This window comes from Polyangium fumosum (assembly GCF_005144585.1).
Lineage (GTDB): Bacteria > Myxococcota_A > Polyangia > Polyangiales > Polyangiaceae > Polyangium > Polyangium fumosum.
In genome coordinates, this window is sequence record NZ_SSMQ01000048.1 from 1 (window position 1) to 15,250 (window position 15,250).

Here is a 15,250-nt window from a genome sequence, read left to right on the forward strand (position 1 = left end):
GAAGGTCGCCTCCGGGGAGGGAAGGGTTGCTGGTTTCTTGGCGGATTCAGGATAGACGTCTACGTTGCTCACAGCTTGTGAACTCCAGCTCGATTGGGGTTTGCAGGTCAGACGCCGGTCGGTGTTGATGGCGCCGGCTGGCGTCGCTTGTTTTGGTCTCATGAATCGGGGGGAAAAGCAATTGCGAAATGTGGGGATGGGTTCGTCGCGGGACGAGCCACGATCCGCCGCAAAAGGCGCGAGGAGCATCGTTATGGATGCTGCGATCCAGGCCGTTTGGCGGGCCGTCCGGTGAGGGACGGCCCGCCTTGCGGGGGTCACGATGCGCGGCGGTAGACGAGGCGGCCGAGGGTGGCGATGACGTGGTCCATGCGATCGAGCACGCGGGCATCGACCGCGCCGATGTAGTGCATGGCCTGTGCGACCTGGATGCAGGCGAGCACCTCCCGGGCGGAGCCGAGGGCCGTTTGATAACGCTGCCGTTTATGTCCCGCCGTGTTCCCCGCGCCCTCGGCGACATTGAGGGCGACGCTATGCATGGCCCTGCGCAGTTGCCGAGCCAGATCGGAATCCCTCCGTTCAATCTGCTCCGCGATCCCCGCCGCGTCCCCAGCCATAACCAAAATGACCTCGTAAATCCTCAGCATGACGAAACCCTCCGTCCGACGACCCTTTCGCCGGGACCCCCGTCCCACACCGTCGCGCGGAGGCCTCTTCAAGGCTGCGCAGCACCGCCCGGAGCCGCCCGGAGCAGCACGCAGTGCTGCGAGGACGGCGAGGACGGCTTGGCCTTGAAGAGGCCGAGCACGACGGTACGCTCGCCGTCCCCGAGCGGGTTCTCTGAATCCCGCTGCCGCTGCCGCTGCCGGTTCCGCTCCCGCTCCCGCTTCCGCAGCCGCTCCCGCTGCCGCTCCCGCTTCCGCTCCCGCTTCCGCTCCCGCTCCCGCTCCCGCCTCACACCCGCCGAGGTTGCCCCAGCCTGGCGACCGTTTCCTTGAACGACGTGGGATGGACGGGCTTCGCGATGTGCACCTGGTATCCCGCCGACAACGTCCGCTCGCGCGTGTGCTGATCGGCATAGGCCGTCAGCGCGGCCGCGGGCGTTCGCCCTCCCTGATCGACGGGCAGCGCCCGAATCTTTCGAATCAGCGCATACCCGTCCTCACCCGGCAGCCCGATATCACTCACGAGCACGTCCGGGCGCCACCGCTCGAAGATTTCAAAACCTTCCCGCGCGACCGTCGCCACGCGGACCTCCGCCCCGGCCTCCCCCAGGATGCACTTCATCAGCTCCCGCATGTCGGATTCGTCGTCCACCACGAGCACGCGCAGCCCGGCCAGGAGGGAAGGGAAGGGCCCTCTGCCGCGCTCCTCCGCGCCGGCCTTTGGTAAACCCGCGGTCTCCTCGCCCCCCAGCATCAGAGGCAAGTCCACGGTGAACACCGCGCCATGTCCCTCTCCGGCGCTCTCCCCATGCACCGTGCCGCCGTGCATTCTCACGAGGTCCCGCACGATCGCCAAGCCCAGGCCAAGTCCGCCATGCCGACGCGTGGACGAGCTGTCGGCCTGGCGAAATGGATCAAAGACATAGGGAAGGACGTCGGCGCAGATGCCCTCGCCCGTATCGCTGATGCGGAGCCGCGCCATCGCCCCCACCTCGCGAAGCGACACCGCCACGCACCCGCCGGGCGGCGTGAATTTGATGGCGTTGCTCAAGAGGTTCCGAACGACCTGCTCCAACCTGCCGTGATCGCCCCACACCGCGCGGGTCGGCGCGCCGAGCGACTGCGAGAGGCAGATGCATTTCGCCTCCGCGCTCGGGATGGCGGAGTCGACGACCGCCTGGATGAGCTGGGCGAGCTGGACCGGCCCGAGCTTCAGGTCCACCTTGCCGCGGAGGATGGCGGAGACGTCGAGCAGCGCCTCGACGAGCCGCAGCTCGGCCATGCCATTGCGCTCGATGACCTCGAGGCCGCGCTGCACCTTGGCCGCGTCCAAGGGGTCCGTGCGGAGGAGCATCTGCGCCCAACCGAGGATGGCGGTCAAGGGGGTCCGTAGCTCGTGGCTGAGCGTGGAGAGGAACTCGTCCTTCAAGCGGTCGGCGGCCTCGGCCTTGGCGCGCGCCGCCTGCTCGCTCAGGAGGAGCGTCTCCCGCTCTTCCTCGACGCGCTTGCGATCGGCGATTTCTTGTTTCAGGACGTCATTGGCCGCGGCGAGCTCGACCGTACGCTCCTGGACCCGTTTCTCCAGCTTGTCGTGGGCGCGTCGTAGCTCGGCCGCGAGGTCCTCGCGCGTGGCGACCTCCCGCCGGAGCTCTGCGTTCTGCGCTTCGAGCTGCGCGCGCATCGCATGCAAGGCCACGTGCGTCTCGATGCGCGCGATGACCTCGGTGATCTCGAGCGGCTTGACGACGTAATCGACGCCGCCCGCTTCGAACCCGGCGACCTTATGGGACGTCTCGCCGAGGGCGGTCATGAAAATCACCGGGATCCCTCTGGTTTTTTCGGACGCTTTCAGGCGCCGGCACGTCGCGAGGCCATCCATGCCCGGCATCAAGACATCGAGGAGGATCAGATCCGGCGAAAGGCGCTCGGCCAGATCGAGCGCGTCTTCCCCGTCCTGCGCGATCGCCACCAGATAGCCGCGTTCTTCCAGATGCGCGATCGCCATGGCCAGGCTGGCGGGCAGATCATCGACGATCAGGATCGTGTACGACACCGCATCAGGCGCTGTTCGGCTCATCGGTTCTCCCCGCCCTCACGTCGGTGGCGAATCCGTGTTCGGAGGATCCTATCACGCACGCACGCGCTGTGGCGTCGTATCGAGCTGAGCACGGAGCAGGGCGCGGAGCCGCTTGGTCTGGAAGTTTTTCGCCACCACGCGGATTTCGCCGATCCACGGGCCGAGCCGGGCGTCGCTCGTTTCGAGCCGGTCGAGCTCGCCGAGGACCCGGCTGACGAGCCCTCGCTCTGCCAGATCGAGGAGCCGCCCGAGCTCCTCGGCCGGCGGCGCCGTGAGCGCGTGGATCTCCGCATCGTTTCGGGGGGATGGAGGCGCGGCCACGCTCGGCTCCGCGCGGCGCACCCATGCGAGCTGAAGCGTCGCGCGGAGCAGCTCCAAGAGCGCGCCGGCCTGCACGGGTTTGGGCAAAAAGTCGTCGCATCCCGCGCGGAGGCTCGTGCGCCGCTCCGCCTCCGACGTACTGGCGGATGATGCGAGGATCGCGGTCCGGGCGAGCTCGGGCCTCTGCCGCAAGCGCCGGGTCGCCTCGTATCCATCCATGTTCGGCATGGACAGATCCATGACGATGACGTCCGGCGTCCGCTCGCGGGTCAGCGCGAGCGCGCGCTCGCCGCTCTCGGCCTCCAGCCATTCGAAGCCAATCGGCTGGAGCAGGTCGCGCAAGAGCGCGCGGTTGTCGGCGTTGTCGTCGACCACGAGGATCGAGCGGCGTTTGCCCTCGTACCCGAGGATGGACTCCCACGAGAGCCCCGCGCTCCCTTGGACGGAGGTCGCCTCGACCAAACGGAGCGTCACCGTGAACACGGTGCCTTGGCCGACCTGGCTCTGGACCTCGATGCGGCCTCCCATGCGCTCGACGAGCTCCCGGGTAATGGCGAGCCCGAGCCCCGTGCCTTCGGTATGCCGTTTCGGATCACCGACCTGCTCGAAGGCCTCGAAGATACGCGTCAGGTCCTCGGGGGCGATGCCGGGGCCCGTGTCCTCGACCTGGAAGCGCACGACGCGCCGAGGGTCCTCGGGCGGCTCCAGCACCTCGACGCGCAAGGTCACCCCGCCGTGGGTCGTGAACTTGAGGGCATTGCCCAGCAGGTTGAGCAGCACCTGCATGAGGCGTTTCTCGTCGGCGCGTACCCCCAGTTGTTTGGGGCCGACATATTCGTACACGAAGGAGAGGCCCTTTTGCTCGGCGCGCACCGAGCAGAGGTTGGCGACGGTCCGGAGGAGCGTGTCGAGGTCGACGGCGGTCAGGTGGAAGGTAAGCTTGCCGGCCTCGATTTTGGCCAGATCGAGCACGTCATTGATGAGGCTCAAGAGGTGCGTGCCGGCGGTGTGAATGATGCGCGCCGATTCGGCGGCCTTCGGGGGCAGGTCGGAGAGCTTGCCGAGGACCTGGGCATACCCGAGGATGCTGTTCAGCGGCGTGCGCAGCTCGTGGCTCATGCTGGAGAGGAAGTCGCTCTTCGCGCGGTTCGCATTGTCGGCCGCCTCCTTGGCGGCCACGAGCTCGGCGGTGCGCTCTGCGACCTCGCGCGCGAGCCGCTCGCTGTAGGCGGACAGCTCGGTGGAGAACCTGGCGTTCTCCACCGCCGTCGCGGCCAGCGCGCCGAGGAGCGTGACCAGCTCGACGCGCGCTTCGGGGAAGGCGTCCTGCACGTGCGGGTGCTCCAGGTACATCACCCCGGAGAGGCGCCCCTGGTGCACGAGCGGCACGGCCAGCACGGAGCCGGGCCGGTGGGCGCGCAGGTAGGGGTCCTCATCGAAGCGGCTGTCGGAGGCCGCTTGCCCACACACGACCGGCTCCTTGCCGCGCGCGATGTACTGCACCAGCGTCGCCGGCAGCCGCGTCGAGCCGGCGACGGGCTCGTTCAACGAGAGCTCCAGGTGCTCGGGGTTGACCGAGAGCTCGGCGGCGAGGACGAGCTCGCCGCCTTGCACGAGGGCGAGCACCGCGCGCTCGGCGCCGGAGTACTCGGCGAGCAGGCGGAGCATACGGCCGATGAGCGATGCGAGGTTGCGGTCGCCGGAGAGCGCCTGCGTGGCGCGCAGCACGGAGGCGATGTCCAGGGACGCGTGGAGCGTGCGGGCGGTGATGGTCGTGCTCTTCGGCAGGGAGGGGGTGTCCGGCGGCTCGCCGTCGAAACGCGCCGGGCGGCCCGACGTCGCGATGCTGTCCGGGTAACGCTGGGCGAGCCACGCGGCGGCCGCGCGCGCCCCCCAGCGCAGGTAGGCGTCGTGCGCGGCCGTGAGATAGGCGCGCGCCAGGGCGTGGTGCCCGCGGGCGAGGCGGTGCTCGCCGGCGAGGCGCAGGCCGAGCGCCTCGGCGTTGAGCAGGTCGTGGTGGCGGGCCTGCTCGATGGCCTGGTCGTAGAGCCGTCCGGCCTCGTCGTGCGCGTCCCGGGCGCGGGCGTGGCCTGCGTCCATGAGCAGGCGCGCGGCCTCGAAGGTCTCGGGGCAACTCTCGGCCCAGAGGCGGAGGCGCGCGCCGTGGAAGGCGAGCCCGTCCGTGAGCCGCGCGCGCTGTTCGGTGGTGGCGGCGGGCAGGGCCTCCGCGCCGGCGATGCAGAGCGTGAGCGTGAGGGCGATGAGCATGGGCGTGCCCCACGACACTTGCCAGTCCGGCTCGACGGCGAGGACCGCTTCGACCGCCCACGCATCGGCGCCGAGATGGAGCCCGGTCAAGCCCGCCATGGCCATCGTCGTGGCCCTGAACACCGTCGATGGCGTGTCCCGCGCGAGCTGCGTGATGTCCTGGAGCGTCTGCTCGACGGCGTGCGCGGCCTTGGCCTGCGAGAGCGCGGCGACCGAGCGGGCGAGGATGTTCCGGAAGTCCATGGCCATCGGGTCGCGGTAGGCCATGCGGTCGAGGTCGTGTGTGATGTGATCGAGGCCATCTCCAGCGATGAGCTGGAAGATCCCCCCATGGATCTCGCTGAAGGCCTCGGAGACGAGGTCACGCTCCTCGGCCGCGTCGCGCGTCGCGCGCGCGTAAAGCTCCCTCATCTTCGAGGGCGGCGTCCAGTACATGGAGGCCACCGTGGCGTTGAAGCGCGCGGTGGCGCGCGCGAAGTCGTACTGGTCGATGAGCGCCAGCATGGGCTCGTTCAGCCGGCGCCCGAGCGGCAGATTCCCGAGGAGGTAGGCCAGGAGCAAGGCCGTGACCACGCACCCCGCGAACGAGTTTTTCGTCAGCCCGAACCGCAGCGTCTCCCGTACGAGCATCGGCCAGCAGCACCGGCTCAGCGAGGGCATCCAGAAGGAGGCGCAGGGCCCGAGCACCTCCAGGATCCTGCACCGCAGCCCGTGGGCGCGGTCGGTGCTCATCGGCAGCGCTTTCCAGTCCTCGACGGTCATGCGCTGCAGGGCAGGCTCGATCTCGGTGATGAGCGCGTCGAAGAGCGCCTGTTGCTCCTCCGGGGCCCGCGGCAGCGGGCGCCCGAGCCACGCGAGCGCCGAGAGGCCGAGCTCGATGCCCTGCGCGAAGCGGCCGGTGACATGAAAAAACACGATCGAGATGCTGGCCACGCGCGCGCGCTCGAAGGGGTCCTGCGCTCGCTCGAGGCAGCGCAGAAAGAGCCGCTCCGCTTCGTCCACCTGCGCCGCGAGCCAGAGCGCCTCGGCCATGACCAGGTGCACCTCGAAGGTCGTCTCCGGGGCCTCGGTCCACCCCGCCTCGCCGAGCAGCGACGCGGCCGTCCCGAGGAACGCCGCCGCCTGTGCGTCGGCCGCGCTGGCCTTGGCGCGTTGCCCGGCGCGCAGGTTCTGCTCGGCGAGATCGCGCTTTTCCTGGGCCTCGGTCAGCCGCTCTGCGGCCCGGTTGCGGTGGTAGAGCGTCTCGAAGAGCTCCCCGTCGGCGCAGGTGACGCCATACCTCGCCCGCAGCGTTCGGCCGATCCAGAGGTGCAGCGAGAGCCGCTCCTCGGCCGTGAGCGCTTCATAAGCGGCCTGCTGCACCCGGTCGTGCACGAACGCGTAAGCCTCGTGCGCCCGATCGGCCTCGTGCACCACGAGCCCCTCGCGTGATGCCTCTGCCAGGAGGGCGCTGACCGTCACCACGTCCTCTCCGAGCAGGTGCGCGAGCAGCTCCGCGTCGAACCGGTCGCCGACACACGCCGCGGTCTGGAGCGCGCGTCGCAGCTCCGGCGAGAGCCGCTGCAGCCGGCGGGTCAGCAGCGAGACGACGTTGTCCGTGATGCCCGCCCGCTCGATCGCGTCCCGTTGCCATTGCCACCGCCCCGTCTCCGCGTCCCGCACGAGCAGCTTCCGCTCGTGCAAGAGCTGCAGAAACTGCCCGACGAAAAAGGGGCTGCCGTCGGTTTTCTCCTTGATCAGCCGCGCGAGCGCCTCGACCTCGGGCAGGGGTCGATCGAGCATGTCCGCCACCATCGCCGCGACCGCCTCCTCGCCGAGCGGCGAGAGCACGATCCGCGCTGTGGCGGCGCCCGGGGCCGCGGGCGCCAAGAGCAGCGCATGGAGCGGGTGCTCGGGGCCCACCGCCTCGTCCCGGTAAGCTCCCACCACGAGCAGGTGCTGGTCCGCGGGCTCCTTCAAGAGCTCGCCCAGGAGCGAGAGCGACGCGGCATCCGCCCATTGCAGGTCGTCGATGAAGAGCACCAGCGGGTGCGGGGCGGTGGCCAGCGTCCGCACGAAGCGCAGCACCGTCGCTTGGAAGCGGAGCTTTTCCTCCATCGGCCCGAGCTCGACGAGCGGCTTCGGCTCGCCGAGGATGTGCAGGAGCTCGGGCATGAGCTCGACGAGGATCTGCCCATTCGGCCCCGCGGCTTCCTGAAAGGCGAGCTTCCAGCGTTCCAGCACCTCGGCCGGATCCGAGAGCCGCCGCCGCACCACCGAGCGCAGCGCCTGCGCCACCGCGGCGTACGGCGTGCTGCGCTGAAGCTGGTCGAACTTGCCGGCGGCGAAAATGCCCCGGCGCGCGCGCACCTCGCCCTGGAGCGTCTGCACCAGCGCCGACTTGCCCACGCCCGAGGGCCCTGCCACGAGCGAGAGCACTGTCGCGCCGGCGCAGGCCTGGTCGAAGAGCGCCGCGAGCGCGGCCGTCTCGTGTTCCCGACCAAACAGGCGCGAGGGCGCGCGGACCCGATCGTCCCAATCGCGCTTCGCCAGCGGGAACGGCGCCACCGTCCCCGTCTCGACCCAGGCCCGCGCCGCCCGCTCCAGATCCCAGGCGGCGCCGCTGGCGGTCTGGTAGCGGTCCTCGGGGCTCTTGGCCATCAGCTTGAGCACGATCGCGCTCACGGCCTCGGGGATGCCCCGCTCGGGCGCGCGCTCGTGGGGAGGCACGGGCGCTCGGGCGATGTGCGCGTGGATCAGCGAAAGCGGGTCGGTGGCGTCGAAGGGCAGGGCGCCGGTCAGCATCTGGTAGAGCGTGGCGCCGAGCGCGTAGAGGTCCGCCCGCGCGTCCGGCGCGCGGTTCATCCGGCCCGTTTGCTCGGGCGCCATGTACGCGAGGGTCCCTGAGATCGCCTCCACGGACGTCTGCTCGGCGAGCGTGGGCGTCCACCAGGTCGAAAGCTCGAAATCGATCAAGCAAGTCTGCGTGCGCTCGGCGTCGACGAGGATGTTGTGCGGCTTGATGTCGCGGTGCAGGATGCCGCGCCGGTGGACCTCGCCCAGGCTGCGCGCGAGCGTGGCGGCGAGGCGCAGGGCGACGCCGACGGGCAGGGGGCCCTGGTCGAGCACGCGGGCGAGCGAGGTGTCGCCCCAGGACGAGAGGACGAGGACCGGCTTTCGGTCGTGCTCTTCGAGGCCGAGCGCCCGGATGACGCCGGGGACTTCGAGGGCGCGCAAGACAGCGTATTCGTGCCGGAGCTCTTCGAGGGCGCGCTGGTTCGGGAGATCGCCATAGGGAAGCTTGAGGACGACCTGCGCGCCGCTCCTGGCCTCGGTGGCGCGCGCGATGCGCGTGTCCGTCCCGGTGTAGAGGATCTCGCCGACGACGTACGGCATGCGTGATTCTCGACCACACCGCGGCGCGTGTCATGCGTTGTCGTCGATGAGCTCGATCGCGTGAGGGGTGGCGTTGAAGAGCCACGGACCGGCGGTCGCGCTCGCTGCCGCGGGAGCGGGGGCGGGGGCGGGAGCGGGAGCGGGAGCGGGGGCGGAAGCGGAAGCGGGAGCGGGAGCGGGAGCGGGAGGCGGGCGCGAGGGGCGTCGAGGCGCGCGAGAGCGAGGCGGAGGCGCGCGCGCACGACGTGGAGACCGTTCGAGAATGTCAGGAAGGCGTGCGCACGCGACGGGGAGACGTGTGGGCACGAGAGGAAGACGCGTGCGCACGCCTTGGAGACGCGTGCGCACGTCTCCCAAGTCGCGCGGACGGGTCTCCAAGGCGCGCGGGCACGTGTCCAAGTCGCGCGGACGGGTCTCCAAGGCGCGCGGACGGGTCTCCAAGGCGCGCGGACGGGTCTCCAAGGCGCGCGGACGGGTCTCCAAGACGCGCGGGCACGTCTCCCAAGTCGCGCGGACGGGTGTCCAAGACGCGCGGACGGGTGTCCAAGACGCGCGGACGGGTCTCCAAGGCGCGCGGACGGGTGTCCAAGACGCGCGGACGGGTCTCCAAGGCGCGCGGGCACGTCTCCCAAGTCGCGCGGACGGGTCTCCAAGGCGCGCGGGCACGTGTCCAAGTCGCGCGGACGGGTCTCCAAGGCGCGCGGGCACGTGTCCAAGGCGCGCACACACGCCTCCACGTCGTGCGCGCGCGCCTCAACCTCGCTCGCGCGCGCCTCGGCCGGCGCGCCGACGCAACTCGCCGCTTCCGCTGCCGCTCCCGTCCATTGACGCCTCGCCCCGCGAGTGGTCTCTTCTCCCGCTCGCCATGCCCATTCTCCTGCCGCGCCCGCTCCTCCTCGTCCTCGCCGCGTCCCTCTTCGCCTGCGCCAGCCAAACGCCCCCGCCGCATCCGCCCGGCGCGCCTCTCGCCGCGGCCGCGCCTGCCAAGGGGTACGACGCCCGCGGGCAGGCCAAGCCCTGCGAGCCTCCGCCGGCCGAGTGCCCCGCCGTCTCGCCCGATCGTGAGCTCGCCGATCGTTGCTCGCTCGGCGGCTTCCGCATGATCCAGTGCGGCTGCGAGATGCTCTGCGGCGGCAATCCGGGCAGCGGCGAGAAACAAGCCTACGACGCCGAGGGCCACGGCAAGGCCTGCGCCCCCGCGAAGGACGATTGCACGCCCGAGCCCGCCCGCGCCGCCTTCCAGGACGCTTGCTCCGAGAAGGGGCACAAGCTCCAGGTCTGCGGCTGTGAATGGCTTTGCTCGGGAAACCCCGCCCCATGAGTCGCCCATGACGCCCCCGCCCATCCCCCCGTTTTCCCCGTACGAAAAGATCGCCGAGAGCCTCGCGGCCGCCCTGGGCGACGACGAGGCGGCCCACCGCGCGGCGAGCCGGGCCGAGTGGATCGTCACCGAGAAGATCCACGGCGCGAACTTCTGCTTCGTCACGGAGGGCGAGGAGGTGCGGTGCGCCAAACGAAAGGGCCTCCTGGCGGACGACGAGGACTTTTTTGGTCATCGCGGCGTCCTGCGCCGATGCGCGGGCGGCGTGCGGGACGTGCTCGCCCGGGTCAAAACCCGCGCGCCGAAGGCGACGAGCGTCTTCGTGTATGGAGAGCTCTTCGGCGGCGGTTATCCGCACCCCGACGTCCCGCCCGTCCCCGGGGTGCAGCCCGTGCAAACCGGGTGCTGGTATGCCCCGGGGATCGAGTTCTGCGCGTTCGACGTGGGGTTCGTGCAGGAAGGGGGTCCGGAGCGCGTGTACCTCGATCAAGACGAGGCCCGCGAGGCGTGCGAGGAGGCCGGCATTCCCTTCGCGCGGCCGCTCTTCCGCGGCCGGTACGAGGACGCGTTTGCCTACCCCCTCGGCTTCGAGACGACGATCCCCGCGCGGCTCGGCCTGCCTTCGCTCGGGCCCTCGAACAAGGCCGAAGGCGTCGTCCTGAAGCCCGCCCGCGCGCTCGTCGTGCCGAGGCGCGCGGGCGTGGTGCGGCCCGTCGTGAAACGCAAGATTGCCGAGTTCGCCGAGGACGAGCGTTTTCACGAGGCCGAGAAATGGTCCGGCCCGCGCGCGCCCGCCGCCTCGGCGCTCGATTGGCTCGTGCACGAGGCCTCGTCCCTTGTGAACGAGAATCGCCTGAACGCCGCCGTCTCCAAGGTCGGACCGACGCGGCCCGGGGACACGGCGCGGCTCGGCGAGGTGCTCGCCCTCGTCCGCGAGGACCTCGACGTCGAGCTCCACGCGCGCCACGCCGACGCCCTGCGCGCCCTCTCGCCCGCCGATTCCCGCGCGCTCGCCGCCCACCTCGACAGCGAAGCCCGCGCCCTCGTGGAGCTCTACCTCGGCGCCGCGCCGCCCTGATCGACCGGAATCCCGAGCCGCTCGGCGACCTTCTGCCGCCACGCTTCGAGCGGCGAATCCGCCGCCGGGATCGGCTTCTCCGCGAGCTTGCGCACGGACAGGCCGACCTGATCTTTCGCCTCCGGATCGGCGCCGCGATCGAGCAGCTTGTGCACCTCGTCGTACCGATTGAGGTACGCGAGCCGCAGCGCGGGCGTCTGCTCCATCTTGTTTTTCACGTCCACGGGGACGCCCCGATCGAACAGGACCCCGAGGTGTTGCCATTGCCCGACGTTGAGGGCCTGGTGGGCGAGGGGAACGCCCTTGTCGTTCTCGAGGTTCGGATTGCCGCCATGGTCGAGCAGGAGGCCGAGGAAGCGCGGATCGGGGCTCGTCGCGGCCAGGAGCATCGGCGAGGTGCCGATCGGCGTGAGCACGTTCGGCTTCGCGCCGGCCGCGAGCAAGGCGCGCACGGCGAGCTCGTTCTTCGCGACGATCTCGTACATGAGCAGGTTCACGCCCGAAGGCGCGACCTCATCGAGATCCGCGCCGCGATCGACGAGCGCGCGGAGCGTCGCCACGTCGCCACGCTCGGCGGCCGCGGCGGCCTCGCGCAGCCGCTCGCTCGGGAACACCTCGTTCGCGGGCGGGAGGGGCGGCCTCTCACCGACGAGCCCCGCGAGACCTGCGGCGAATCGCTTGACGTCCTTCACATCATCCCCTGGATGGTCGCGATGTCCTGGCTCTTCTGTTGCTCGATGCCCGCTTCGTGGGTGCTGTGCCGCTCGGTCCGCTCGCCGAAGATGGCGAGCTCCTGCTCCGCCTCCGCCCGCGCCCACTCGCCGGTGCGCTTGCCCATGTCGAACGGATTGAGCCACCCCGTCCAGTGATCCGGCTGCTGGAACGTCGGCTCCGGCGGCCACCCGCGCGCCGTGAAGCTGCCGTCCGGATTCTGGTTCACCGCGTTCAAGTCGTACCGGTTGCCGATCGCGTCCGGCATCATCCCGGCGATGGGCGACTGCTCCTGCGCCCAGGTCAGGATCTCGCCGTCGACCCGGTACGCGTCGACGAGGTCGTTCGCCTGCGAAGCATCGAGGCCGTAACGATCGTACGTGTTGTTGTGGATGCCCGAGGCGTTGAAGGTGTTCGCGGGCAGGCCGGAGGCGAGGGAGCCGGCCGAGGCGAGGCCGCCGCCGAGGGAGTGCCCGGCGATGCTCGCGTTGTCGCCGTAGACCGCGGCGACCTGCCGCGAGAGCTCGACGGCCTGCGTGTACTGCGCCCCTTCGAGGCCCGAGCCCTGCGAGAGGTTGCCCCAGAGCCAGTCGTTGCCGTTCCACTGGTTCCAGGTCTCGAACTCCGTGCCGCGCATGATCAGCCGGTAGCTGCCATCGATGTCGGAGCGGTAGAGGTCGGAGTAAAACCCGGTGCTGTCGTCGTGGAAGGTGGCGTTGCGTAGCTCCGGCGGGAGGTCGTTCGGGCCGAGGCGCGTCCAGCCCTCGGGCGCGCCGCTCGTGCGGTAGACGTCGTTCACGAGGCGCGCGTCCTCGACGGCGTGGTTGTTCCGAGCAAGGCGCTCGGCCGCGTTTGAGAGGCGGTCCCTCTCGGCGCCGTTCGGCATGGAGGCCGCGCGCTGGCGAGCCGCGTCGATGAGGCGCAAGCGTTCCATGAGGCGCATGCGTTTGTCCGCCGCGGTCATCTTGCCGATGATCACGGTGGGGCACCCCTCGTCGATGAGCCCGCCATGGGCCGTCCCATCACCAAAGCGCGCCGCCATCTTGCCTTCGAGGAGCACCGTGGGCTCGCCGATGCCGATGATGTCGGGCGGCGAGCCCGTGCACTCGAGCAAGTCGGTCACGCGAGCCGCAGGCTCGCCGCCGACGAGGATGGTCGGCGCGCAAGCAGGCAAGATGTCCTTGCCGACGTGCTGCAAACAGAGGTGATGATCGCCTTTGCGTGCTGCGATGGGGTCGCTCATCCGGGGCCTCGGGGTCGATCGGGCGCGGCCATGATCACCCGGGAGGCGAGGCGATGGGAAGCGCGAAATGGCAAAGGTGTGTGCTTCTTTGCGGCAGCATACCTCGCCTCCTCGCCGCATCCGCGCTAGCTTCGCGGGAAGATGTGGTCCGGGCTCGATCGACCCCTCATCTTGCGGTCGTTGGCGCTGCTCCTCGGGGGCGCCGTGCTCGGCCTCGGCATCAACGCCGCGCGGCCCACAGGCGTCGCCCTCACCGGCTTCGAGCCACCCACGGCATGCACCGCAGCCGCCGCCGAAGAGGCGCCCGTGATCGAGATGACCCCGCGCGAGGCTTCGAGCCTGTGCGGTCAGTCGGGCACGCTCTTCGCCGACACCCGCACAGCCGAGAGCTTCGAGGCCGGGCACGTGGCCGACGCCATCCACCTGCCGTGCGACATGACCGCGAGCGGCGCCGAGGTGGCGATGAAGGAGCTCGGCCACGCGCAGACGATCGTGGTCTACGGCGCGTCGACCGAAGAAGCCGCCGAGGTGGCCGAGACGCTGCGCCGCCGCGGGCTGAAGATGGACGTGCGCGTGCTCCGCGGCGGCTTTTCCGCATGGGAGCAAGAGGGCCTGGCGTGCGCCTCGGGCCCATGCCCCGGCTGCGCCATCACCCACAAACAGGAGCCGAGCCCGTGAAAAAGACCGCGCTTCTTTGGCTTCTGCGCCTCGGCCTCGGCGGCATGTTCCTCGCGGCCGGCGCGCTCAAGTGGAGCGACCCGACGTCCTTCGCGCTGGAGATCCACAACTACCAGCTCCTGCCCGATCTCGCCCCGCTGCTCGCCGCGACGCTACCCGCCGTGGAGATCGTCCTCGGCCTCGCGATCCTCGTAGGCCCGCGGCCCTGGGTCCGCGCCAGCGCGCTCGCCTCCACGCTCGTGCTCGGCGTGTTCACGGTGGCCGTGGCATCCGTGGTCGCACGTGGCGTGAACATCACGTGTGGCTGCTTCGGCGAGGGATCAGGGCCCGTGACGATGTGGACCGTGCTGCGCGACGTGGTGCTCGTCGCCGCAGGCGTGCTGCTGTTTCGGCTTGCCTCGCCGCCGCCGGCGTCGGCTGTTCCTGCGGGCTGAGGGCGTCGCGCCGGGGCGCTGCCCCGGACCCCGCGGGGGCTGTCCGCCCCTCGACCCGGACCAGGCACGGCCTGGACCGAAGGTGGAAGAACTGCGCGATGCGCAGTTCTTCCAACGGGCCCGTGGCAAGACCCTGGAGGGGGTTTCAAGCTGGCGACGGGCACGTTGCCGGTGCAGCCGGCAGCGCTACCGTGTTGATTGGCAGGGTCGTCGCCAGTCTTGCCCCTGGCTGTTCGATGAACTGCGCATCGCGCAGTTCATCGACCCCGGGTCCAGCGCCTCGCTGGTCCGGGTCCAGGGGTGGACAACCCCTGGTCGGGGCCCGGGGTGAAACCCCGGCGCGACGCCCCTCAAGCTCCATCGCTGGAGGAGACGGCGGGCAAAAAGCCAATCGTGTTCCGCCCGGCCTCGTCTTTTCCGATGGCTTCGACGTAGCGCTTCCAGTCGGCTTCTCCGGGGCGGATGATCTGGCTGCCGTCTTCGCGGGGGTAGGGATCGAAGATGAAGAGCCCGCGCGTGTCGCGGCCGACGAGGATCCAGTGGTCGCCTTCGTCGCCGAATATCGAGATCTTTGCGGGCCAGCATTCGCCTTTGCGGTCGAGCGTGCGCGCGACGTCGTCGTCGTTCTGCTTTCGCGGCGGCGAGAAGCCTGCGCGTTGCATCAGGTGGAGCAGCTTGCGGTACTCCATTCCGCCGTCCATGCCGCGGTAGCGCCGGTAGAGGAGGATCGCGTAATCTGCGAGCGCGCCGTAGGTCGCGCCTGGGCCTCCGCCTGCGATGCCTTGCGCGAGCCGCGTGAGCTCGTTGCGCTTCTCGTCGTCGAGCTCGTCTGCGATCTGCTCGGCGAGCGCGACGAGCCCGGCGTAGCCTGCGGTCGCGAGCATCGCGCCCACGAGCGAGACGGCGCCGCATGCGTGTGCGCTTGCCGAGGGGCTCGAACCGTTCAGTTGGGTGAGCTTGTCGAGCGCCTCCATCGCGTCCCGCGGGAGCTGCTCCTCGTCCGCGACGACGGGCCAGTCCACGTGGTGGATGCCGGAGGAAAACTCGTTCGAGCCGGAGGACGGGGGCATGACACGAGG

The 15,250-nt window shown here is 70.3% G+C and carries 11 protein-coding genes; 4 read left to right on the plus strand and 7 right to left on the minus strand.

Annotated features, from left to right (window positions below; genetic code table 11):
- From E8A74_RS54200 to E8A74_RS34810, 4 genes are all read right to left on the minus strand, one after another.
- Positions 1-249, minus strand: a 249-nt coding sequence (locus E8A74_RS54200; RefSeq protein ID WP_211365513.1) for a hypothetical protein, incomplete at its 3' end; no start/stop codon positions are given.
- A gap of 68 nt (positions 250-317) precedes the next feature.
- Entirely contained in the window at positions 318-647 is a 330-nt protein-coding gene (locus E8A74_RS34795) for a four helix bundle protein (protein WP_136933389.1), read from the minus strand.
- A gap of 307 nt (positions 648-954) precedes the next feature.
- A complete protein-coding gene (locus E8A74_RS34805) occupies positions 955-2,742 on the minus strand; it encodes a response regulator (protein ID WP_136933390.1) in 1,788 nt (595 codons plus the stop codon).
- Between the two features lie 51 nt (positions 2,743-2,793).
- Positions 2,794-8,706, minus strand: coding sequence for an AAA family ATPase (locus tag E8A74_RS34810; RefSeq protein ID WP_136933391.1), 5,913 nt, complete (start codon positions 8,704-8,706; stop codon positions 2,794-2,796).
- An 865-nt stretch (positions 8,707-9,571) separates the two neighbouring features.
- Here E8A74_RS34810 and E8A74_RS34820 point away from each other — a divergent pair.
- Positions 9,572-10,027 carry a hypothetical protein gene (locus tag E8A74_RS34820; protein WP_136933392.1) on the plus strand — a complete coding sequence of 152 codons (456 nt, stop codon included), beginning with the start codon at positions 9,572-9,574 and terminating at the stop codon, positions 10,025-10,027.
- Positions 10,028-10,034: 7 nt separating this feature from the next.
- Positions 10,035-11,105, plus strand: coding sequence for an RNA ligase family protein (locus E8A74_RS34825; protein ID WP_136933393.1), 1,071 nt, complete (start codon positions 10,035-10,037; stop codon positions 11,103-11,105).
- Here E8A74_RS34825 and E8A74_RS34830 read toward each other — a convergent pair.
- Both E8A74_RS34830 and E8A74_RS54205 read right to left on the minus strand, forming a co-directional pair.
- Positions 11,081-11,797: an ankyrin repeat domain-containing protein gene (locus E8A74_RS34830; protein WP_136933394.1), complete on the minus strand. Its 717-nt coding sequence runs from the start codon at positions 11,795-11,797 to the stop codon at positions 11,081-11,083. The genes E8A74_RS34825 and E8A74_RS34830 overlap by 25 nt on opposite strands.
- On the minus strand, positions 11,794-13,059 hold the full coding sequence (locus E8A74_RS54205) for a PAAR domain-containing protein (RefSeq protein ID WP_211365514.1): 1,266 nt from the start codon (positions 13,057-13,059) through the stop codon (positions 11,794-11,796). Before E8A74_RS54205 ends, E8A74_RS34830 begins: the two co-directional genes overlap by 4 nt.
- A 171-nt stretch (positions 13,060-13,230) precedes the next feature.
- Here E8A74_RS54205 and E8A74_RS34840 point away from each other — a divergent pair, with 171 nt between their 5' ends.
- Positions 13,231-13,737, plus strand: coding sequence for a rhodanese-like domain-containing protein (locus tag E8A74_RS34840; protein WP_170229590.1), 507 nt, complete (start codon positions 13,231-13,233; stop codon positions 13,735-13,737).
- Positions 13,734-14,171, plus strand: a complete 438-nt coding sequence (locus E8A74_RS34845; RefSeq protein WP_170229591.1) for a MauE/DoxX family redox-associated membrane protein — start codon at positions 13,734-13,736, stop codon at positions 14,169-14,171. The genes E8A74_RS34840 and E8A74_RS34845 overlap by 4 nt, the downstream gene beginning before the upstream one ends.
- A gap of 350 nt (positions 14,172-14,521) precedes the next feature.
- Here the strand turns inward: E8A74_RS34845 and E8A74_RS34850 are convergent, their stop codons facing one another.
- A complete protein-coding gene (locus E8A74_RS34850; protein ID WP_136933397.1) occupies positions 14,522-15,241 on the minus strand; it encodes a hypothetical protein in 720 nt (239 codons plus the stop codon).
- Between the last annotated feature and the right edge of the window lie 9 nt (positions 15,242-15,250).